Origin of the sequence: Mesorhizobium sp. M0768 (assembly GCF_040320195.1) — a bacterium.
Lineage (GTDB): Bacteria > Pseudomonadota > Alphaproteobacteria > Rhizobiales > Rhizobiaceae > Mesorhizobium.
Window position 1 is genome coordinate 18,295 of sequence record NZ_JAMYPD010000012.1, and the last position, 19,418, is coordinate 37,712.

20 protein-coding genes are annotated in these 19,418 nt (G+C 62.8%); 12 read left to right on the top strand and 8 right to left on the bottom strand.

All coding sequences use genetic code 11. The features are described 5' to 3' along the window. Positions 1-11: 11 nt before the first annotated feature. The 8 genes from recO to NKI08_RS17070 all read left to right on the top strand — a co-directional run bounded on the left by recO (position 12) and on the right by NKI08_RS17070 (position 8,460). Positions 12-800 carry a DNA repair protein RecO gene (gene recO / locus NKI08_RS17035; RefSeq protein ID WP_352771023.1) on the top strand — a complete coding sequence of 263 codons (789 nt, stop codon included), beginning with the start codon at positions 12-14 and terminating at the stop codon, positions 798-800. A gap of 151 nt (positions 801-951) precedes the next feature. Further along, positions 952-1,125: a hotdog fold domain-containing protein gene (locus NKI08_RS17040; RefSeq protein WP_352771025.1), complete on the top strand. Its 174-nt coding sequence runs from the start codon at positions 952-954 to the stop codon at positions 1,123-1,125. An 84-nt stretch (positions 1,126-1,209) separates the two neighbouring features. Next, complete coding sequence (locus NKI08_RS17045; protein WP_352771028.1) at positions 1,210-3,927, top strand: DUF2339 domain-containing protein; 2,718 nt, start codon at positions 1,210-1,212, stop codon at positions 3,925-3,927. 155 nt (positions 3,928-4,082) lie between these two features. Beyond that, the gene (locus tag NKI08_RS17050) at positions 4,083-4,601 is read left to right on the top strand and encodes a sigma-70 family RNA polymerase sigma factor (protein ID WP_023719875.1); all 519 of its coding nucleotides are present in this window, start codon (positions 4,083-4,085) and stop codon (positions 4,599-4,601) included. Beyond that, positions 4,598-5,389: an anti-sigma factor family protein gene (locus NKI08_RS17055; protein WP_352471054.1), complete on the top strand. Its 792-nt coding sequence runs from the start codon at positions 4,598-4,600 to the stop codon at positions 5,387-5,389. The genes NKI08_RS17050 and NKI08_RS17055 overlap by 4 nt, the downstream gene beginning before the upstream one ends. Positions 5,390-5,598: 209 nt before the next feature. Further along, on the top strand, positions 5,599-6,705 hold the full coding sequence (locus NKI08_RS17060) for a peptidase C39 family protein (RefSeq protein WP_352471055.1): 1,107 nt from the start codon (positions 5,599-5,601) through the stop codon (positions 6,703-6,705). After that, on the top strand, positions 6,702-8,165 hold the full coding sequence (locus NKI08_RS17065) for a RimK family ATP-grasp domain-containing protein (RefSeq protein WP_352448993.1): 1,464 nt from the start codon (positions 6,702-6,704) through the stop codon (positions 8,163-8,165). The genes NKI08_RS17060 and NKI08_RS17065 overlap by 4 nt, the downstream gene beginning before the upstream one ends. A gap of 22 nt (positions 8,166-8,187) precedes the next feature. Beyond that, positions 8,188-8,460, top strand: coding sequence for a DUF3303 domain-containing protein (locus NKI08_RS17070; protein ID WP_023719871.1), 273 nt, complete (start codon positions 8,188-8,190; stop codon positions 8,458-8,460). Between the two features lie 129 nt (positions 8,461-8,589). Here the strand turns inward: NKI08_RS17070 and NKI08_RS17075 are convergent, their stop codons facing one another. From NKI08_RS17075 to ygfZ, 3 genes are all read right to left on the bottom strand, one after another. Then, positions 8,590-10,728 carry a putative bifunctional diguanylate cyclase/phosphodiesterase gene (locus NKI08_RS17075; RefSeq protein ID WP_352771031.1) on the bottom strand — a complete coding sequence of 713 codons (2,139 nt, stop codon included), beginning with the start codon at positions 10,726-10,728 and terminating at the stop codon, positions 8,590-8,592. Positions 10,729-10,792: 64 nt separating this feature from the next. Beyond that, a complete protein-coding gene (locus NKI08_RS17080) occupies positions 10,793-11,425 on the bottom strand; it encodes a YfbR-like 5'-deoxynucleotidase (protein WP_023719870.1) in 633 nt (210 codons plus the stop codon). Then, positions 11,425-12,285 (bottom strand): CAF17-like 4Fe-4S cluster assembly/insertion protein YgfZ, encoded by an 861-nt coding sequence (gene ygfZ, locus NKI08_RS17085; protein ID WP_352771033.1) that lies wholly within the window; start codon positions 12,283-12,285, stop codon positions 11,425-11,427. The genes NKI08_RS17080 and ygfZ overlap by 1 nt, the downstream gene beginning before the upstream one ends. Positions 12,286-12,368: 83 nt before the next feature. Between ygfZ and NKI08_RS17090 the strand changes: the two genes are divergently transcribed. After that, positions 12,369-13,700: a dihydroorotase gene (locus tag NKI08_RS17090; protein WP_352540781.1), complete on the top strand. Its 1,332-nt coding sequence runs from the start codon at positions 12,369-12,371 to the stop codon at positions 13,698-13,700. Here the strand turns inward: NKI08_RS17090 and NKI08_RS17095 are convergent. The 4 genes from NKI08_RS17095 to NKI08_RS17110 all read right to left on the bottom strand — a co-directional run bounded on the left by NKI08_RS17095 (position 13,697) and on the right by NKI08_RS17110 (position 16,059). Continuing rightward, on the bottom strand, positions 13,697-14,497 hold the full coding sequence (locus tag NKI08_RS17095; RefSeq protein ID WP_352771035.1) for a hypothetical protein: 801 nt from the start codon (positions 14,495-14,497) through the stop codon (positions 13,697-13,699). The genes NKI08_RS17090 and NKI08_RS17095 overlap by 4 nt on opposite strands. Positions 14,498-14,577: 80 nt before the next feature. Beyond that, on the bottom strand, positions 14,578-14,835 hold the full coding sequence (locus NKI08_RS17100) for a hypothetical protein (protein ID WP_023677749.1): 258 nt from the start codon (positions 14,833-14,835) through the stop codon (positions 14,578-14,580). Positions 14,836-15,207: 372 nt separating this feature from the next. After that, positions 15,208-15,585 (bottom strand): TIGR02301 family protein, encoded by a 378-nt coding sequence (locus NKI08_RS17105; protein WP_352771037.1) that lies wholly within the window; start codon positions 15,583-15,585, stop codon positions 15,208-15,210. A gap of 48 nt (positions 15,586-15,633) precedes the next feature. Then, positions 15,634-16,059 carry an NUDIX hydrolase gene (locus NKI08_RS17110; RefSeq protein WP_352771039.1) on the bottom strand — a complete coding sequence of 142 codons (426 nt, stop codon included), beginning with the start codon at positions 16,057-16,059 and terminating at the stop codon, positions 15,634-15,636. 123 nt (positions 16,060-16,182) lie between these two features. Here NKI08_RS17110 and NKI08_RS17115 point away from each other — a divergent pair, with 123 nt between their 5' ends. Continuing rightward, positions 16,183-16,944, top strand: a complete 762-nt coding sequence (locus NKI08_RS17115; RefSeq protein WP_352771041.1) for an SOS response-associated peptidase — start codon at positions 16,183-16,185, stop codon at positions 16,942-16,944. A 55-nt stretch (positions 16,945-16,999) separates the two neighbouring features. Here NKI08_RS17115 and NKI08_RS17120 read toward each other — a convergent pair whose 3' ends face one another. Beyond that, positions 17,000-17,149, bottom strand: coding sequence for a hypothetical protein (locus NKI08_RS17120; RefSeq protein ID WP_023677745.1), 150 nt, complete (start codon positions 17,147-17,149; stop codon positions 17,000-17,002). A gap of 412 nt (positions 17,150-17,561) precedes the next feature. Here NKI08_RS17120 and cysS point away from each other — a divergent pair, with 412 nt between their 5' ends. Both cysS and NKI08_RS17130 read left to right on the top strand, forming a co-directional pair. Beyond that, positions 17,562-19,031 carry a cysteine--tRNA ligase gene (gene cysS, locus NKI08_RS17125; RefSeq protein ID WP_352771044.1) on the top strand — a complete coding sequence of 490 codons (1,470 nt, stop codon included), beginning with the start codon at positions 17,562-17,564 and terminating at the stop codon, positions 19,029-19,031. Next, entirely contained in the window at positions 19,028-19,414 is a 387-nt protein-coding gene (locus NKI08_RS17130) for a VOC family protein (protein WP_352471065.1), read from the top strand. Before cysS ends, NKI08_RS17130 begins: the two co-directional genes overlap by 4 nt. Positions 19,415-19,418: the final 4 nt, after the last annotated feature.

Below are 19,418 nucleotides of genomic sequence, written 5' to 3' on the forward strand. Positions count from 1 at the left end.
AAGCTCTCGTCATGGAATGGCGCGACGAGGGAATCATTCTCGGCACCCGCAAGCATGGCGAAACCAGCGCCATTCTCGAGGTGATGACGCGCGCGCATGGCCGCCATCTCGGTCTCGTGCGCGGCGGCCGTTCGCGCAAACAGCAGCCTGTCTTGCAGCCCGGCAATCGCGTCGACTTGTTGTGGCGGGCGCGGCTCGACGAGCATCTCGGCACCTTCCAGGTCGAGGCTATCGAGATGAACGCCGCCCGGCTGATGGACAGCGCCGTTGCCGTCTATGGCCTGCAGACGATGGCCGCGCATTTGCGTCTTTTGCCCGAGCGTGACGCCCATGGCGGCCTTTACGAGACGCTTGCGGTGATGATCGCTCATCTCGACGATGCCGATGCCGCCGGCGAGCTGGTGGCCCGCTTCGAGCTGCTGGTACTCGACGAACTCGGTTTCGGCCTCGATCTCAGCCAGTGTGCGGCGACCGGCACCAGGCAGGACCTTGCCTATGTCTCGCCGAAATCCGGCCGCGCCGTGTCGCGGGCGGCGGGCGCGCCGTGGCGCGACAAGATGCTGGCGCTGCCTGCCTTCCTGCAGCGCGGCTCCGGGCTGCGCGCCGATCCGGCGGCGATCGAGGACGCCTTCCGGCTGACCGGCTTCTTTTTGACCCGCCATGTCTACGAACCGCGCGGCATCGAGCCTCCTGGCGCCCGCGCCGGGTTTCTCGCCGCCTTGCGCAGGCATCATTCACCCGGCCGTGAATCCGGCAAGGCAAGCGCCGGGGAAGCCGCCACCGGGGAAACCACCAGATGAGCGAAGTTGAACCTGATCCCGAAAACGTTTCGCCGCTCGGCCTTGGCACCATTTCGCAGGTCGGCGAGGCCATGCGACGGCCGAGTTCAAAGCGAATTTGACGCGGCCGATCACGCCAAGGACGGGCGAGGTGGTGTGCGAGGGCAAAGTAGTGCACAAGGGCAAAGTAGTGCACAAGGGCAAAGTAGTGCACAAGGGCAAAGTAGTGCACAAGGGCCGCACGCTGACGGTTTCGGAAGCGGCGCTGAACGACGCCAACGGCAAGCTGCTGGCTTTCGGCACCGAAACATGCTCGATCTTTCCGGCCAATCTGGCGGCACGTTGAATGGACCGGCCGTTTGGCCGCCGCATTTGAATGTCACTGAACATTGAATGTCAGTGACAACTGGCTTGGTTTGGGGGAACCGCCATGTTTGAAAGCCTGATTGGCCTCGTCGCCATCATCGCGCTGTTCGTCATCATTTCACGCCAGCAGAGCCGCATCGGCCTGATCGAGCGCGAGCTTGGCGCCTTGCGCAGCCTTGTGCTTTCGGGCACGCCCGCGCTGCCGCCGCAAGCCAAGGAACCGGCTGCAAACGACAGCAAACCGGCGGATGCCGCAATCCCGCTTGCGGTCACAGCCGACATGGCCGTATCGCCACGGCCCGCAGCGGTCATGTCAGCTACAGAGGCCGATGCCGATACAACGGCGCCGTCCGCGCCGGAGTCGGCGCAACCGGCGGCAGCGGCGAAGGCAGCTCGCCAGTCCGACGTCGAAACGGCGCTCGGTACCCGCTGGGCGGTCTGGGTCGGCGGCATCGCGCTGGCGCTGGGTGGCTTGTTTCTGATCCGCTACACCATCGAGGCCGGCATTTTCGGGCCACGCGTGCGGCTTGTCATGGCGGCGGCACTCGGGCTGGTGCTGGTCGCCGGCGGCGAGTTCATCCGGCGCACCGGCTTCAGGGTGCCGGTGCAAGGTGCTGCCGGTGCCTATATCCCGGCGATCCTGACGGCGGCCGGCGCTTTCATCCTGTTCGGTACCGTCTACGCCGCATACAGCATTTACGGCTTCATCGGCCCGACGCTCGCTTTCACGCTGCTCGGCGCCATCGGGGTGGCGACGATCGCGGCAAGCCTGGTCCACGGTCAGGCGCTGGCCGGCGTCGGCCTGCTCGGTGCCATGGTGACGCCGCTGCTGGTCGCCTCGCAGGCGCCCAATCCGTGGGCGCTGTTCGGCTATCTGGCGATCGTGCTCGCCGCCACCTGCGTCATTGCTCGCATCCGCGACTGGAGGCTTTTGACGGCCGCAGCCTTCGTCGCCACGGGCGTCTGGACCATCTTCTATATGACCGACGCGCCGGGGGCGAACCTTGCCGTCATCCTCTTTATCGACGGAGTGACACTGGCCGTGCTCGCCTTCGTCTGGCTTGGCCGCCGCGACGATGCGGGCGCCGGCAGCGGCTTCGACTGGCCGTCGATCGCGCCGGGCTTCTTCGTCGGCCTTTCGGCGCTGGCCCTGTTTGTCGATCCGGCCTTCGTCGCCATCCGCGGTGCATTGCCGGGGGCCGCCCTTGTCGCAGCCCTGGTGGCGGTGGCGCTCTACCGGCCGCGGGCGCTTGCACTGCTGCACGCCGCCGGGCTGGCGACGGTACTGGTCTATCTCGGCATCATTCCGCCGACCACGATCGCTTCAGATTTTTCGGGTGGCGCTCTCGGCGTCGACGGCATGCCGGTCGTGGCGTCCGATGCCTTGATGTTCAGGGTCGGCATCGCTCTCGGCCTGGTCTTCATCGGCGCCGGCTTTTGGGCGGCGCGCCGTTTTGCGGCCTCTGGCTGGCTGCGCGCCGCCGCATGGGCGGCCTGGAGCGCTGTCGCGCCACTGGTCATCCTGCTGGCGCTCTGGTCTACCTTCGGCAATCTCGACCGAGACCTTGCTTATGCGGCGGTCGCAGCCGTTTTGGTCGGAGTCTTCGTCGCCGGCGGCGAGTGGATAGCGCGCGGCGAAGCGCCGCCGCTAACCGGCGGCGCTGCTGTCTCCTTTGCGCTCGGCGGGGCGGCGATTGCCGGCCTGCTGATGCTGCACATGGCCTTTGGTTCCGGCTGGACAACCATCCTGCTCGGAGCAGCCGCCGCCGTGCCGGCGCTGGCGACGCGCTGGCGTAGCTATCCGGTGCTTGGCTGGATTTCCGTTGGTGCGGTGATTGCAGTGCTTGGTCGCGCTGCCTTCGACCCGACCATCGTCGGTGCCGAGTTCCTGTCGAAGACGCCGGTGTTCAACTGGCTGCTGCTTGGATATGGCGTGCCGGCGCTCGCTTTCGGTTTTGCCGCCTGGCAGCTTGCCCGAACCACCAACGGCCGACCGCGCCTCGCAATGGAGGCCGGCGCCGCGCTGTTTGCCCTGCTCACCGTCGCCATGCTGGTGCGCCATGCCATGCATGGCGGCGTCATCGATACGGCTGCTGCGACGCTTGCCGAACAGGCGATCTACACGCTGATCGCCATCGGTGCCGGTGCCATCCTGGTCGCCATCGACATGCGCTCGCCAAGTTCGGTGCTGCGCTACGGCTCGATTGCAGCGGGCGTGGTCTCGGTCGCGTTCATCGTCCTCCAGCATTTTCTGGCGCTGAATCCGCTGCTGACGGATGAATCGACCGGCAGCATTCCGGTGTTCAATCTTCTGTTCCTCGCCTACCTCTTGCCGGCGGTTGCGGCCGGCGCACTGGCGCTCTATGCCCGCGACAAACGACCGAAATGGTATGCAGCGATGCTGGCGATGGTGGCGGCGGTGCTCGGCTTCGCCTATGCCACGCTGTCGGTCAGGCGCCTGTTCAAGGGCGAGTTCATCGGGCTGTGGAGCGGTCTCGGCCAGCTCGAGACCTATACTTATTCGGCACTGTGGCTGGTCATCGGCGTGGTGCTGCTCACCGCAGGTGTATGGCTGAAGTCGCAGGTGCTGCGCATAGCGTCGGCGGCGCTGATCTCGATCGCCGTGCTCAAAGTCTTCATCTTCGACATGTCGGAACTGGAAGGCGTGTTGCGGGCGCTGTCCTTCATCGGCCTCGGCGCGGTGCTCATCGGCATCGGCCTGTTCTATCAGCGGCTGCTGACAAGGGCGGCGAAAGCAAAGCTCGAGACGAGCAATAGCTGACGATTTCAATTTGGCCGGGAATAAACCTGCCACTGGCAGCGTTATTCATTTGCTTGGGTGACCGGGGCGGCGGACCGCTTCGCGCTGGCCGCTTGCGCCGCGCTGCAAAGGCGCGTTCAATCATCACGGACAGGGGCCCTCCAGAACCAGCGGTCATGGACGAAAAGAAGGCAGCAATCCTTGGTGAAATACCGCGTCTGCGTCGCTATGCACGCTCGCTGTTGCGCGACCGCGATTCCGCTGACGATCTCGTCCAGGATTGTCTCGAGCGGGCACTTGTGCGGCTCGACAATTGGCAGACAGGAGAAAGCCCCAGGAGGTGGCTGTTTACGATCATGCATCATTTGTTCATCGACCAGATGCGCAAGGTGAACCGGCGCGGCGAGGCAGCGATGCTGCCGCTCGAGGCGAGCGAGGCGCAGGCAGCACCCGCCGAGCAGGTCGAGAGCATCGCCTCGCGCGAGATCGTCGACGCGCTGCAGGCGATCAGCCCTGACCGGCGCGCGGCACTTGTGATGGTCGCCATCGAAGGGTTTTCCTACGCCGAAGCCGCCAACATCCTTGGGGTTCCCGCCGGCACCTTGATGTCGCGCATCGCGCGCGGGCGCGAGGAACTGCGCGCGCTGCTTGATGATACCGCGCGCCGCCGGTCGATAAGGATCGTCGAGAAATGAGCCGACGCGATTTCTCCGAACGCGACATCCACATGGCTCTCGATGGCGAGTTGCCGGGCGATGAGCGGACGGCCTATGAGGCATGGCTCGAGGCCAATGCCGAGATGAAGGCCAGGAGCGCACGCTACGCCGCCGACCGGGCAGCGTTGCGCGCAGCCTTTAACGGCGTGCTGGACGAGCCCGTCCCGGTGCGGCTGACCAAGGTGGTGCTTGGCGAGGCGCCGGTGGTCAGAGTGTCGCCATCGCGCTCGCGTTGGTGGCTTGCGGCCGCCGCTGCCGCCATCCTGGTGATTGGCGGCGCTGGCGGCTACCTTGCCGGCATCGGCCGCCTCGGCCTGGAAAACACGGCCGAAGACCAGCTTGCCGAAGAGGCGATCGCCGCCCATGTCATCTATGCCGCCGAAAAGCGGCATGCGGTGGAAGTGCCGGCAAGCGATAAGGATCATTTGCAGAGCTGGTTGTCGAACCAGGTGGGTTTGAAGCTCGTCGCACCGGATCTGGCGGCGCAAGGTTTCCAACTGGTCGGTGGCCGGCTGCTGCCTGCCGGCCAGGGCAAGGCCGCGATGCTGCTTTACGAGGACGACAAGGGCGAGCGCATTTCGCTCTTCGTCATCGCCGAATCGGCAGCCAAGGCCAAGGGCACTTATGGGGAAGAAGATGGTCCTGAGGCCGTCTACTGGCTGGACAAGGGTTATGGCTGCGCCGTCGTCGGATCGCTGCCGCGCGAGCAGCTGGCCGCAGTGGCCAAGAGCGCCTATGGCCAGCTTCTGGCGGGCTTGAAAAGCTGAGCAGGATCTCGTTTTTCCGGAGCCGCGCCGATGCCGAAACACGAAGGTCGTTTCAAAGCCTTTGCGCGACCTGCCTGCCTTGAAAACTGTCACAATTCGGCCCTAATCGAGGTGCGATAGCGCTTGCTGAATGCTGGCACTTCGGCTGGTGTGACCGATGTTTAGACTAGGGCAGTTTCCACAACCCAATCGAGGTTTTCTGAGCCCGCATGCCTGCCGAGATTCGCAAGGCCCGCGCGTCCGACGTCGATGACCTCGCCGCCATCGAAAAAGCTGTTTTCTCGAGCGACCGCATTTCTCGCCGCTCTTTTCGCCAACTGATCGAACGCGACACCGCCGAACTGCTGGTTGGGGAGAACGATGGCCACGTCGCCGGCTATGCGGTCGTGCTGTTTCGCAAGGGCAGCGGCGTCGCGCGGCTTTATTCGATCGCCGTCGGTCCATTTTTCGGCGGCCGCGGCGTTGGCCGCCTGCTGCTGGAACAGGCTGAAGCCGCCGCTTTCGAGCATGGCCGCATGATGCTTCGTTTGGAAGTCCGCGAGGACAACCCGCGCGCCATCCAGATCTACGAGCAGAGCGGCTACCGCAAGATCGGTCGTGAACCGGACTACTACGAGGATGGCGCCACTGCGCTGCGCTATGAAAAGACCTTGCGCGGCGACATTCCGGTCGCCACCGAAGTGCCGTTTTATCAGCAGACTTGCGAATTCACCTGCGGACCATGCTGCCTGATGATGGCGATGGCTAACTTCGACCCCGGATTCGTGCCGGATCCGGTTATGGAAATCAGGCTGTGGCGTGAGGCGACGACCGTTTTCATGATGTCGGGGCCGGGCGGCTGCGAACCGTTCGGGCTGGCCGTCGCCGGCTATGAGAGCGGGCTTGCTGCTGAGATCTATGTCTCCTTCTACGGCGCGCTGTTCCTGCAGTCGGTGCGCAGCGAGGACAAGCGCCGGGTGATGGAGCTGGCGCAGGTCGACTTTCGCCGCCGCGCGGAACTTTACGGCATCCCGGTGAATTACCGTTCATTCGGGCTTGACGACATTCGCACCGCGATCGCAGAGGGAAAACTGGTACTGGTCCTGATCAGCGGCTTCCTGATGTTCGGCAAGAAGGTTCCGCACTGGGTATTGGCCATCGGTGACGACGGCGATCATATCCTGATCCACGACCCCTGGGTCGAGGACGAGCGGCAGGAGACGATCCTCGATGCTGCCAATATTCCCGTGCCTTACGGCATCTTCATGAACATGGCGCAATTCGGCCGCGACGGATTGCGCGCCGCCATCACTCTCGGAAAGCGCGACAGCCAATGACCTGGGTCATCCTTACCGGCCGGCAGAACGATCTCGACCAAGTGGCGACGCCGCACAAGATCATCACCAATCGCGACTACCTTGCCCATCCGGCACTCTTTCGCGGTCAGCGGCCGAAGGTAATCAACCTGTCGAACAATTACGGCTACCAGAGCCGCGGCTATTACGCGTCGCTGCTTGCCGGTTCGCGCGGCCATAAGGTCATCCCGACGGTCGAAACGATGATCGACCTGTCGGAGCGCAAGCTCTATGAGCACGCGTTGCCGGAACTCGAACTCGCACTCAACAAGTGCCGCAAGGACCTGGGTGGCGCTTTTCCGCAGAAGGTCTGCATCTTCTTCGGCATCGGACCATCCAGGATCTGGGACCGCTTCGCAAAACTTCTGTTCGACTGGTTCCGTGCCCCGGCGCTCGAGCTCCACATCAGGGACAGCGCCGAATGGGCCTCGATCCGCAAGATTGGCTTCCATCCCCTGGCCAGGATGACCGAGGACGAGGAAACGCACTTTCTCCAGTGCCTGGAGACCTACACCAACCGCGAGTGGCGCGACACCAAGGGCCGCACGCCGGCGCGCTACACTTTCGCAACGCTGGTCGATCCGCATGAGGAACTGCCGCCGTCAGAGATTTCGTCGCTGCGCCACTGGGCCAAGATCGCTGAAAAGATGGGCGTCGAAATCGAGCCGATCACCAAGCGGGATCTGGCCAAGCTCGCCAACTACGACGCGCTGTTCATCCGCGAGACCACTTCGATCTCCAACCACACCTACCGCTTTGCCCGCCGCGCCCAGCAGGAAGGCATGCCGGTCATCGACGATCCGCTGTCGATGATCCGCTGCACCAACAAGGTCTATCTCAACGAGCTGATGACCTACAACAAGGTACCGGTGCCGCCGACGGTGATGATTGCCGGCACCTCGGACCTGGAAGTTGCGGCACAGACGCTGGGCTTCCCGCTGGTGCTGAAGATCCCAGACTCCTCGTTTTCGCGCGGCGTCAAGAAATGCGGCACCTTCGAAGAGTTGAAGACGCTCGCAACCGAATGGCTGGAGGATTCCGACCTCCTGATCGCGCAAAAATTCATTCCGACGGAATATGACTGGCGCGTCGGTGTCCTCGGCGGCCAGCCCTTGTTCGCCGTCCATTATCTGATGGCCAAGAAACATTGGCAGATCGTCAATCATAAGGCCAACGGCAAGCCCGACCAGGGCGGCATCAAGACCTTCACCCTGAAGGAAGCACCGGCCCACGTCGTCGAGACGGCGGTGAGCGCGGCGCGCTGCATTGGCGACGGCCTCTACGGCGTCGACCTCAAGGAAACCAGGGACGGCGTCTTCGTCATCGAGGTCAACGACAACCCCAACCTCGACCACGGCTGGGAAGACTCCGGCGAAAAAGACGAGGTCTGGGTGCGGCTGACGCAGTGGTTCCTGGAGCGGCTCGACCGGCCGGGGCGATAATATCCGAACTGAGGGGAAAAAGATGCTGTTCTTCGTAACCGAGGATTTTCGCGGCTGCGACCGCAAGGAGATCTACCGCCGTTTCCGCGACCAGGGCCGCCTGAAGCCGGACGCGCTTCTCGTGCACCACAGCTGGATCGCAGCGGATATGAGCCGCTGCTTCCTGCTTGTGGAGGCCGATGACGTCACGCTCCTGCAGCGGTGGGTCATCGAATGGGCGGATCTGGTCGAATTCGAGATCGTTCCCGTGGCGACGAACAAGGATATGGTGGAGGCATTGAGCGGACATCTCTGACCCGTTGGGAACCTCCTGGTTCGCCACACCTGAATGCCGCCTTCTCCTATCAAGGAATTAACACGCGGATCGAGCGTCATCTCAAGGAGATCTAAGCCGGTTGCCCGCGCTTCCGCGAGACTGTCGCACTTAGCCGGACTGCCGGATCGTCGCGCTCGACTTCAGCAGCCGATTAATGTCCGACGCCTTTGACGGCACCCCGATCAAATAGCCCTGGGCCTCGACACAACCCTCCTTTTGCAGGAATTCAAGCTGCGCTTCGGTCTCGACACCTTCGGCGGTGACGGTGATGCCCAGCTGTGCGCCAAGCCCGATGATGGTGCGCACGATCGCCGCGGTATCGCGACTGTCGATGTCACGGGTGAAAGAGCGATCGATCTTGATCTTGTCGACGGGAAAGCGCCTGAGGTAGCCCAGCGACGAATAGCCGGTGCCGAAATCGTCCAGCGCGATGCGGACGCCCAGATCGCGTAGCTGCCTGAGTGTCTTGAGCACCAGATCGCTCTCGTCCATCAGCACCGTTTCGGTGATTTCCAGTTCAAGCCGGTTGGCCGGCACGCCCGAGAACGCCAGTGCCGAGATAACGCTGCGGGCAAAGGTACCGCTTTTGATCTGCACGGCGGAGACATTGACTGCGATGCGCCAAGCCGCCCAGCCTGCCGCGGTCGTGCAGGCTTTTCGCAGCGCGCATTCTCCAAGCGGCACGATCAGCCCGGTCTCCTCGGCGGCCGGAATGAAGTCGTCCGGCCGTACCAGGCCGCGCACCGGCGAACGCCAGCGCATCAAGGCTTCGGCACCGACGATTTCGCCGGAGGCGATGTTCATGATCGGCTGGAAATCCAGCTCGAATTCCCGGCGCGACAGCGCTGCCCTGAGATCGATTTCGAGCGCCCGGCGTGCCCGCACCATCGCGTCCATGGCTGGTTCGAAGAAGCGGTACAGGTTGCGCCCTTCGCTCTTTGCCCGATAGAGCGCCATATCGGCATTTTTCAGCAAAGTGTCGGCGTCCTTGCCGTCATTCGGAAACAGCGCGATGCCGAGACTGATGCCGACACGCATGTCGTGTCTTTTGTCGCGAAACGGCTTTCCGATGATCTCGACGATGCGTTTGGCCAGCTTTTCCGCGTCGCCCGGGCTTTTGAGATTGAACTGGATGATAACGAATTCGTCGCCGCCGAAGCGGGCGACAACGTCCGTCTCATTGCGCAGGCACCGTTGCAGCCGTTCGGCCACGCATTTCAGCAGCCAGTCGCCGGCGGGGTGGCCCCAGCTGTCGTTGACCGCCTTGAAGTGATCGAGGTCGAGCGAGAATATCGCCAGCGATCCGTCTCTCGTCTCACTCAGGGCTTGGTCGAGCCGTTCGCGAAGCATCGAGCGATTGGGCAGGTTGGTCAGTGTGTCGTGGTGCGCAAGATGGGTCATGCGCTCTTCCACGCGCCTGCGCTCGGTGACGTCGTCGAACGTCGCGACCCAGCCGCCGCCGCTCATCGGCCGCCGCGCAACCAGCAGCGTCCTGCCGTCAGCGAGATGGCGATGCGTTACGTGTGTTTTCCCCGCCCGCAGGCAGGCTTCGATTTGCGAGATTTCGCTGTCGGGGTCGAGCTTTGTATAAATGCCCAGTTCCAGCAGCCGCTTGAACGCATCATGGTGACTCATGCCAAGCGGGAAGTCGGCCGGTCTGACATGATAAAGTTCCAGGAAACGTTCGTTGCGCACGATCAGCTTGCCATCCGCATCGTACATCAAAAGGCCTTGCGACATGTTGGCAAGTGCCGCGTCGAAACGGCGGTGCTGCTCCTTCAACTCCTGCTCGGCGCGCCGTTGCTCGGTGATGTCCTCGTAGATCGATACCCAACCGCCTGACGCCAGCGGCCGGTGCGAAATGTTGACGATACGCCCGTCTGCAAGCGTTTCCTCATAGGTGGAAGGTTTTGCCTGGTCGATATAGGGCTTGCGGATAGCATAGAGTTGCTCAGCGCTTTGCGAGGCGATGCCGATATCCACGCTGTGCTGGAGGATGTCGAAAAACCGGATGCCGGGGCGCACCACTTCGGCGTCGAGGCGAAAGATACTGATGTAGTTCCCGTTGCAGATGATCATCCGTTCATCGGCATCGAACATGCACAGGCCATGCGACATGTTCTCGACCGCTGCCGAAAAACGCTCGTTCTGTTCGCGCAGCTCGTCTTCAATAGGTTGCGGCTGACCAACGCCTTTGGCCCTCCGTCGGCGGACGGACGAACCAGCCTTGATACCGGCAACGGGCATGAGGCAAGCCTATGGACCATGGTTAACCATGGCACTGTTGTCCCTGCCGGTTAATTTACCGTTTTCAGCCGGCTGGAACGGCAGTCTGGCGTCGCGACTTTTCGATCGCCGCAAAGCGTTTGAGAAAGGCATTCTGCGCCCAAGTCACCGAGCGCGGCGTGACGTCGAAGCGCTCGGCGTTGAAGCCGCGCGGCCTGCCGAAGAACTCCGTCGCCTCTGCCGTCGAAAAACCCGCAAGCAGCGTTGCTTCGAAATAAGCGGCGATCTGATCCGCTCGCTTGATCTCCTTGCGCAGTCCCGCGTCGAGTTCGGCCGGCAGTGAAAAGCGCAGATGGATGGCGCGCTGCAGCCTGATCTCGCAATCCCTGTAGCTGCCGCCCATCACGGATTTGAACGGCGAGATCATGTCGCCGATGACATATTCCGGCGCGTCGTGCAGCAGCGCCGCCAACCGCGCGTCGGCGTCGGCATCCGGCATCAGCTCGCCGACAAGCGTTTCGACCAGCAGCGAATGCTGGGCGACAGAAAAGGCGTGCTCGCCTCTGGTCTGGCCGTTCCAGCGTGCGACGCGGGCAAGGCCATGGGCAATATCGGAGATCTCGATGTCGAGCGGGGAGGGATCGAGCAGATCGAGCCGTCGGCCGGACAGCATGCGCTGCCAGGCGCGCGGCGGCGCCCCGGCGCGATCGGCAGCCATCAGGCATCCTCCGCGCCGATGGCTTCCTGCGGAAAGCTGAATTTCGCCCAGGACGGGATAGCGAGCGACACGGCGACATCCTCCGCCAGGATCGGCAGGCCGGCGTCGAGCGCTGCCTTGACCCGGTCGATGCGGGCAATGGCAAGGCCTGTCCTGGCCGCGGTCGAGCCAAGCGTGCCGACCGGTCGCCCCTCCACGGTCAACTCTGCGCGCGAAGTGGGCAGGGTGCGTTCGGCCGAGACAATCAACACCCGACGCCTGGCAGTGCCTCGATGCTGCATGCGCGAGACGACCTCCTGGCCGACGTAGCAGCCTTTCTTGAAGCCGACACCGCCGATCTCGTCGAGCAGCACGTCATGCGGAAAAGCGTCGCCGAGTTGGTAGTCCGCACCGCTTTCGGCAATGCCATGGGCGATGCGAAAGGCTTGCCATGCGGCAAGGTCGCCGCCATCTGCGGTGTCATCGTAGAAGCGCTTGACGGCAGTATCGACAAACCGCGCATCAGCAAACGGTGCTGATTCAAATTGCGAAGTGGTTGAATCGCTTCCCCATGCGACGGCCACAACCGGCTGATCCAGCTTGGCAATTTCGACTTTGGCGCGCAATTTGTAGAGCGTCAGCCGGCGCATGAAATCATCGGCGGTCTCGGTACGGCATTCAAGTCGGAAAGCATTTTCGCCGGCGCGCGAGATCAGGAAGTCGAAAAGGATCTTGCCTTGCGGCGTTAGCAGCGCGCCGGGCTTTGCTTCGCTGCTGCCGAGCACGTCGAGGTCGGTGGTCAGGATGTTCTGTAAAAAGTGCTCGGCATCCGGCCCGGACACGGAAACGAGTGCGCGATCTCTGAGCGGGGCAAAGGGCATGGTGGGAAAACGAGCCTGATCTTGCAAAACTATCGGCCATTACGTAAGCCGCTGGCACTTCCCCCGCAAGAGACCGGATCCGTATGGCCCCCATCTACGATCTCATCCTGACAGGCGGCACCGTGGTCAATCACGACGGCCAGGGTTTTCGCGACGTCGGCATCAATGGTGGGCGCATCGCTGCCATCGGCGACCTCCGCCAGGCGTCGGCCGGTGAGACGATCGACTGCCGTGGGCTGCACATCCTGCCGGGCGTCGTCGACAGCCAGGTGCATTTCCGCGAGCCGGGCCTGGAGCACAAGGAAGATCTGGAGACGGGCTCGCGGGCAGCGGTGCTCGGCGGCGTCACCGCCGTCTTCGAGATGCCGAACACCAATCCGCTGACCACCAGTGAGGCAACCCTTGCCGACAAGGTGCGGCGTGCCACCGGCCGCATGCATTGCGACTTTGCCTTCTGGGTTGGCGGGACCCGCGACAATGCAAAAGACGCTGGCGATCTCGAGCGGCTGCCTGGTGCGGCCGGCATAAAAGTTTTCATGGGCTCGTCCACCGGCGACCTGCTGGTCGAGGACGACGAAGGCGTTGCCTCGATCCTGAGGAACACACGCCGCCGCGCCGCCTTTCACTCCGAGGACGAGTTCCGGCTGCGCGAGCGGCTTGGCGAGCGCATCGCGGGCGATCCGTCCTCACATCCGGTGTGGCGCGACGAGATCGCTGCGTTGCGCTGCACGGAGCGCCTCGTGCGCATCGCGCGCCAGGTCCGCGCCCGGATCCATGTGCTGCACATCTCGACCGCCGAGGAGGTAGGCTTCCTCGAGCAGCACAAGGATGTCGCGACCTGCGAGGCGACGCCGCATCATCTGACGCTGAGCGCCGATGATTATGCGCAGTTGGGCACCCTGATCCAGATGAACCCGCCGGTGCGCGCCACGCGCCATCGCGACGGGGTCTGGTACGGCGTTGCGCAAGGCATCGTTGATGTGCTCGGCTCCGACCATGCGCCGCACACGCTGGCCGAGAAGGCAAAGCCTTATCCGGCGTCGCCGTCCGGCATGACCGGGGTGCAGACGTTGGTGCCGATCATGTTGGATCATGTCAACGCCGGCCGGCTGACATTGCAGCGCTTTGTCGACCTGACCAGCCACGGCCCGCAGCGTATTTTCGGCATCGCCAGGAAAGGCCGTATTGCCGCCGGCTACGATGCCGATCTGACCATCGTCGATCTGAAGCGCCGCGACACCATCGCCAACGCCCAGCAAGGCTCCAAGGCCGGCTGGACGCCTTATGACGGCAGGCAGGTGACCGGCTGGCCCGTCGGCACCATCGTGCGCGGCCGGCGCGTGATGTGGGAAGGCGAGATCGTCACGCCAAGCCAGGGCAGGGCGGTGGAATTTTCCGAGGCGCTGGCGCGCTAGTCGCCGGCGACGAAGAACGTCCATTGTCCGGTCGGCGTGATGCCGACGCGGTAGAAAATGTAGGCACCAAACTGCTTCATGTCGTCATAGTCGCTGGCGGTGACGATCTTGAACAGCTCGACCCGCTGCCTGGCATCGAGCTTGTCCAGCGGCAGGGCGAAGAAATAGGGCCAGACATAGAGATCCTGCGGCGTGCCGGCATCGACATGGACAAAACCGGCACTGAGCACTTCTTCCAGGATGGCGAGGATCTCCTGGCCTTCCGTATCGCCCGAAAGGCCCTTCAGGAAGGCGATCGGGTCGCCCTCGATGTCCCCCAGCGACAATTGGGTCATCGTGTCGCCCTTGCCGATCAGCGGCCGAAGTTTTTCGATGTCGCCGCTTTTGCAGGCCTCGACTATCAGATCGTGCATGCGCCTGACCGGTTCCGGCAACTTGGCCAGGTCGTAGACGACTTCGGGCACGGGCGCGTCCGGATCGACATGCGGATTGGCCATGCCGCCATCGTTGGCCGGCCCTTTCGGTTCGGTTTGTTCCGGCTCGTCGGATGGCGTCGGCTGGCTGGCCGGTGGTGGCGTCGTGCCGAGCGGGCCGGGCATCGGCACGGTACTTCCGGGCGGCGACATGTCAGCGTCGGGCGGCGTGACCGGTGAGGGAAGGTCTTCGCGCTTGATCTCGCTGAGGGCTTGAGAGGGACTGCTCGCAAGAAACAGTGCAGAAGGAATCATGGCGCAGGAAGCGGTGAACCAAATGCTGAGGACCAGGCCGCGCGGCTTGCCTGATATCGAAAAATTCACCGCCTGCTACTCCCTGGTTCCAGCCCATCCATGTGCCCGGACACGATGTCCGGCGGCGCGCCGTCGTCAAAGAACGGGGGTCAGTGACGCAGTCTTTCGGGCTCGAAGGCCCCGGCAATCACCTTTTCACGCATGCGATCGAGCAGGGCAAGCGCCGAGGTCTCGCCATTGGTGCGCAGCATTTCGCCGAATGCCGTTTCGAGGGCCGCCTCGGCGATGATTTCCGGCTCGATCCCGGCCGACAATCCTTCTGCCCAGGCTTCGCTGTGGCTTTCCACGGCGGTCAGGCGCTTTTCTTCCCTGACCAGCGCGTCGATGTCGTTGACGCCATGTTCCATTGCGATGTCCACCCTTTCAAGCGGTGATCCGTTGGACAGGGATCAAGCTTGAGTTGTCCCTTTTACACGCAGGCGCAGTAAGTATTTGTAAATGCGACATTTTTTTGGTCGTCGTCTACAAATTCCGTCGCGTCCAGCAAACCTGCGTCCGATCCGTTTCAAACTTAGCCGATTAGGCAGGCCAAGGGGACGGAAACCTTCAGTTTGAGTTAATTTCACATCTGCGCGCTAACGTTTCGTTAACATAGTTGCAAAAGTGCAACATCAGGTTTGCACCAAGACCTCACTCGAGGCAAGCGGAGAAGCGTCGAACGCGTCCGCCGCAACGGCGCCGACCCTTGATGCGGCTTTTCCGCAAAGCGGCTGCCGCCGTCAGTTTCCGTAGCGCGAGGCGATGTCGCGAGACAGCGTCTCGCCTTCCTTCATGTAGCGGCTGATGGCTTCCGTCGCCGAGGCCGTGCATTGCGTATAAGTACCGCCGAACGACCGGTAGCCGCGGTTGAAGCTGGCGATGAAGCGGGCGCGCCGCTCCGGGTTCGGATTTTCCGATGCGATCAGTTTTTCCATCTCGGCTCGCCACCGATCGCCCTTCTCGCCACACAGATTACGCAGGAAATGCAGCGAGCCGAGCACTTCCGCCAGCCGCATCAGCCCGGGCTCGAACGGTGCTTCGGCGGCAATCGCCGGGCGCGCACCGACAACCACACTGACGGCGAGGCATGCGGCGAGAAACGAAGACGTGCGGGTCATGGGTCCTTGTGCTGAAACAATTTGTCGCCTGCAAGGCGATTCTCTGGCTCAGATCTCGCCGTCTTTGTCGGGACCGAGTAGATCGTCGGCAATTTCAAACACTGCATCGGCGAGCGGCATCGCTGTCATTTCGGCCAGCGTATAGAAACCCGCGGTCTCGGCATCGTCGCTGGCCACCGCCTCGCCGCCAGCATACTCGGCCCCAAACACCGTCAGCCAGTAGTCGATAGGATGCCCGTCGCCGCTGCCGTCGATGTGGATTTCCCGCAGCGGCCGGTAGCTGCGCGCCTGCAATCCGGTCTCTTCCAGCAATTCGCGCCGTGCTGCCTGTTCCAGCGTCTCGCCGGCTTCGACCTTGCCGCCGGGAAAGGCATGGAGACCTTGCGAGGGCGGCCTGGCCCGCTTGACCAGCAGCACCGTGTTCTCGCGCACGACGCAGACCGAGACTGCCGGAATGATCTTGCGTGCTTCCATGGGCTTCGGATCGCTCGATTGGCATAGCCCGTTGTGGACCGGCCGCCGGCGAACAGCTTTAGCGGTTGCGAAAGGCGGATTCCATGGCCACTTTCACATGCCACCAATTCGAGAGCTGAATTCATGTGCGGACGCTTTGCTTTGACGGCCACTCCGGACCAGACCGCCGCCTTTCTCAGCCTAGCGGAACTTGAGGAGTTTCCGGCCCGCTACAACATCGCGCCGACGCAGCCGGTGCTGATGGCGTTCGCCGGATTGCCACAGGCGCCGGGCTCGAACCTGCCCGACCGCCGCTCGATGCTGGTGCGCTGGGGCCTGATCCCGGCCTGGGTCAAGGATACGCGTAACTTCCCGCTGCTGTTCAACGCGCGTTCTGAGGGGGCTTCGGAAAAGGCGTCGTTTCGCGCTGCCATGCGCCATAGGCGCGCCCTGGTACCGGCTTCGGGATTCTACGAATGGCACCAAACCGGTGGCAGAAGAGGGCAGCCCTATTGGGTGCGGCCAAGGGGTGGCGGGCTTGTCGCCTTCGCCGGGCTGATTGAGACCTATGCCGAGCCGGGCGGCTCGGAAATGGACACCGGCGCCATTCTGACCGCCCACGCCAATGCCGACACTGCCCATATCCACGACCGCATGCCGGTGGTGATCCATCCCGAAGATTTCGCGCGCTGGCTGGATTGCCGCACGCTCGAGCCGCGCGACGTGGCCGATCTGCTGAGACCCGCCCAGCTCGATTTCTTCGAAGCGATCCCGATTTCCGACCTCGTCAACAAGGTCGCCAATACCGGGCCGGAGATTCAGGAGAAGGGCGTCGTCGAGCTTGAGCCCGACAAGGTCAAGCGCCGGAAGTCCGGCGCGAACGACAGTCAGATGAGTTTATTTTAGCAAAAGCTACTATTACTGGTTCGCCGTGAGCGCCTCAATCTTCCCGACGGCATTCTCAGGCAGCGCGCGGCGAAACGATTTTTTGCGCCGGCTTCTTCTTCTTCGCGGTGTGCAGAAGAGCTGCGACGATTGCTGCCGGGCCGATCGCCCGGTAATGGCTGGCGAGCGCCGGTTGCTTGGCGCGGTTGGATTCTTGCTTAGGCATTGTTCTCTTCCCTGGTAACGTCTTCGTGTCTGCGTTTGCTGGCCGAATCCGACCAAATCGTGACGCTTGCTGATCTAGCCGGCGAATGTTTCATCACAGTGCCGACCTGTTTAATAAAATGTTTCAGTGGCTCAATTCCTGTGAGCCAACGATATTTTTGGCGAAGGTAGCGACTTGACGGCAACACCGGGCAAGGCGATAAAGCCGGCCATGAGAACGTCTTTCGCCATTTGTGGCATTTGCATTATTGGCTAGCCTCGCGCTGGTCCTGGACGTTTTCGCCTCATCTCCTCCCAGATTGGACAAACGCCCCGGCCAGCAGGCTGGAGCCGATTCGCGCCTCGGCGTAACCGACTCCATCCAGGCACGATCCCAAAAGGTCATGCCAAAGTAACACACCGGGAACGCACGTATGTCTGACGCATCGAAGAGCCTGCGCCTCTACAACACGCTAACGCGGAGCAAGGAGGATTTCTTCCCGATCGATCCGCGCAACGTGCGCATGTATGTCTGCGGCCCGACGGTCTATGACTTCGCCCATATCGGCAATGCGCGGCCGGTGATCGTCTTCGACGTGCTGTTCCGCTTGCTGCGCCATCTCTACGGGCAAGCGCACGTCACTTACGTCCGCAACATTACGGACGTCGACGACAAGATCAACGCTCGCGCGCTGCGCGATTTCGGCGGCGAAATTGCATCGGGCAAGCTGTCGCTGAACGAAGCGATCAGCCGGGTCACCGAAAAGACCGCCGGTCAGTTCCACAAGGACGTTGCGGCGCTCGGTTGCCTGGAACCGACGGTCGAGCCGCGCGCCACCGAGTTCGTCGAGCCCAGGCCCGACGGCAAGGTCGACATGATCTTCTTGATTCAACGCTTGATCGAACGCGGCCATGCCTATGTCGCGGCTGGAGAAGTCTTGTTCGACACCGCTTCCATGCCGGATTATGGGCAGTTGTCGAAGCGCAATCTCGATGAGCAGCAGGCCGGCGCCCGCGTCGCCGTCGATGAGCACAAGAAGAACCCGCAGGATTTCGTGCTGTGGAAATTGTCTTCGCCCGAGGAGCCGGGCTGGGACAGCCCGTGGGGCAGGGGTCGGCCGGGCTGGCACATCGAGTGCTCGGCGATGTCGGCCGCCTATCTCGGCGAGGTGTTCGATATCCATGGCGGTGGTCTCGACCTGATCTTTCCGCACCACGAGAACGAGATCGCGCAATCGCGTTGCGCCCACGGCACCGAAACGATGGCCAAGGTTTGGATGCACAACGGTTTCCTGCAGGTCGAGGGCCAGAAGATGTCCAAGAGCCTGGGCAATTTCTATTCGATCACCGAATTGCTGGAGACGGATACCTTTGGCGGCCGCAAATGGCCGGGCGAGGTGCTCAGGCTGGCGATGCTGATGACGCACTATCGCGAGCCGATCGACTTTTCCGTGCGCAAGCTGGAAGAGGCGGAGAATACGCTGCGCAAATGGAAGCGGGCGGCCGATCTGGCGCCGCCGACGGCAAAGCCGGTGCCGGCGGATGTGATCGAAGCGCTGTCGGATGACCTTGCCACCTACGCCGCATTCCAGTTGCTGACGCAGTTGGCTGGTGATGCTGTTGATTTCAACGCAGGTAGCGGCAACGCAGCCGCCGAAGACAACGATGCTGCCGCTTCACTGAAGGCATCGCTTCTGTTCCTCGGCTTCGACATCGCAACAGCCAAGGTGGATGAAGACGCCATTGCCAAGGCGATCGCCAAACGCCTCGCGCTGATCGCCGCAAAGAACTGGGCCGAGGGCGACCGCATCCGCGACGAGTTGCTGACGCAAGGCATCCAGTTGAAGGACGGCAAGGACCCCGTCACCGGCGAACGCATCACCACCTGGGAGGTAAAAAGATGATCGATCATCTCGGCATCACCGTTTCGGATTTCGACGCGTCGAAGGCTTTTTACGACAAGGCGATGGCGCCGCTCGGCGCCGCGCTGCTCTACATGGTGCCGCAGGAATATACCGGCGGCGCCAAGGTCGGCGGCTACGGCCGCGACCGGCCGGTGTTTTGGCTGCATGCCGGCAAGGACAAGCCGAAGGATCATCAGCATGTCGCGTTCACGGCTCGCAGCCGCGCCGAGGTCGATGCCTTTCACGCCGCGGCGATTGCCGCCGGCGGCAAGGACAATGGCCGGCCGGGCCTGCGCCCGCACTACCATCCGAACTATTATGGCGCTTTTGTTTTCGATCCCGACGGCAACAATGTCGAGGCGGTTTGCCATGCCCCGGAGTAGTGCG

Coding starts and splice junctions, on each gene's coding strand:
- recO (WP_352771023.1), top strand. CDS start 12: ATGGAATGGCGCGACGAGGGAATCATTCTCGGCACCCGCAAGCATGGC.
- NKI08_RS17045 (WP_352771028.1), top strand. CDS start 1,210: ATGTTTGAAAGCCTGATTGGCCTCGTCGCCATCATCGCGCTGTTCGTC.
- NKI08_RS17050 (WP_023719875.1), top strand. CDS start 4,083: ATGGACGAAAAGAAGGCAGCAATCCTTGGTGAAATACCGCGTCTGCGT.
- NKI08_RS17055 (WP_352471054.1), top strand. CDS start 4,598: ATGAGCCGACGCGATTTCTCCGAACGCGACATCCACATGGCTCTCGAT.
- NKI08_RS17060 (WP_352471055.1), top strand. CDS start 5,599: ATGCCTGCCGAGATTCGCAAGGCCCGCGCGTCCGACGTCGATGACCTC.
- NKI08_RS17065 (WP_352448993.1), top strand. CDS start 6,702: ATGACCTGGGTCATCCTTACCGGCCGGCAGAACGATCTCGACCAAGTG.
- NKI08_RS17070 (WP_023719871.1), top strand. CDS start 8,188: ATGCTGTTCTTCGTAACCGAGGATTTTCGCGGCTGCGACCGCAAGGAG.
- NKI08_RS17075 (WP_352771031.1), bottom strand. CDS start 10,728: ATGCCCGTTGCCGGTATCAAGGCTGGTTCGTCCGTCCGCCGACGGAGG.
- NKI08_RS17080 (WP_023719870.1), bottom strand. CDS start 11,425: ATGGCTGCCGATCGCGCCGGGGCGCCGCCGCGCGCCTGGCAGCGCATG.
- ygfZ (WP_352771033.1), bottom strand. CDS start 12,285: ATGCCCTTTGCCCCGCTCAGAGATCGCGCACTCGTTTCCGTGTCCGGG.
- NKI08_RS17090 (WP_352540781.1), top strand. CDS start 12,369: ATGGCCCCCATCTACGATCTCATCCTGACAGGCGGCACCGTGGTCAAT.
- NKI08_RS17100 (WP_023677749.1), bottom strand. CDS start 14,835: ATGGAACATGGCGTCAACGACATCGACGCGCTGGTCAGGGAAGAAAAG.
- NKI08_RS17105 (WP_352771037.1), bottom strand. CDS start 15,585: ATGACCCGCACGTCTTCGTTTCTCGCCGCATGCCTCGCCGTCAGTGTG.
- NKI08_RS17110 (WP_352771039.1), bottom strand. CDS start 16,059: ATGGAAGCACGCAAGATCATTCCGGCAGTCTCGGTCTGCGTCGTGCGC.
- NKI08_RS17115 (WP_352771041.1), top strand. CDS start 16,183: ATGTGCGGACGCTTTGCTTTGACGGCCACTCCGGACCAGACCGCCGCC.
- NKI08_RS17120 (WP_023677745.1), bottom strand. CDS start 17,149: ATGCCTAAGCAAGAATCCAACCGCGCCAAGCAACCGGCGCTCGCCAGC.
- cysS (WP_352771044.1), top strand. CDS start 17,562: ATGTCTGACGCATCGAAGAGCCTGCGCCTCTACAACACGCTAACGCGG.
- NKI08_RS17130 (WP_352471065.1), top strand. CDS start 19,028: ATGATCGATCATCTCGGCATCACCGTTTCGGATTTCGACGCGTCGAAG.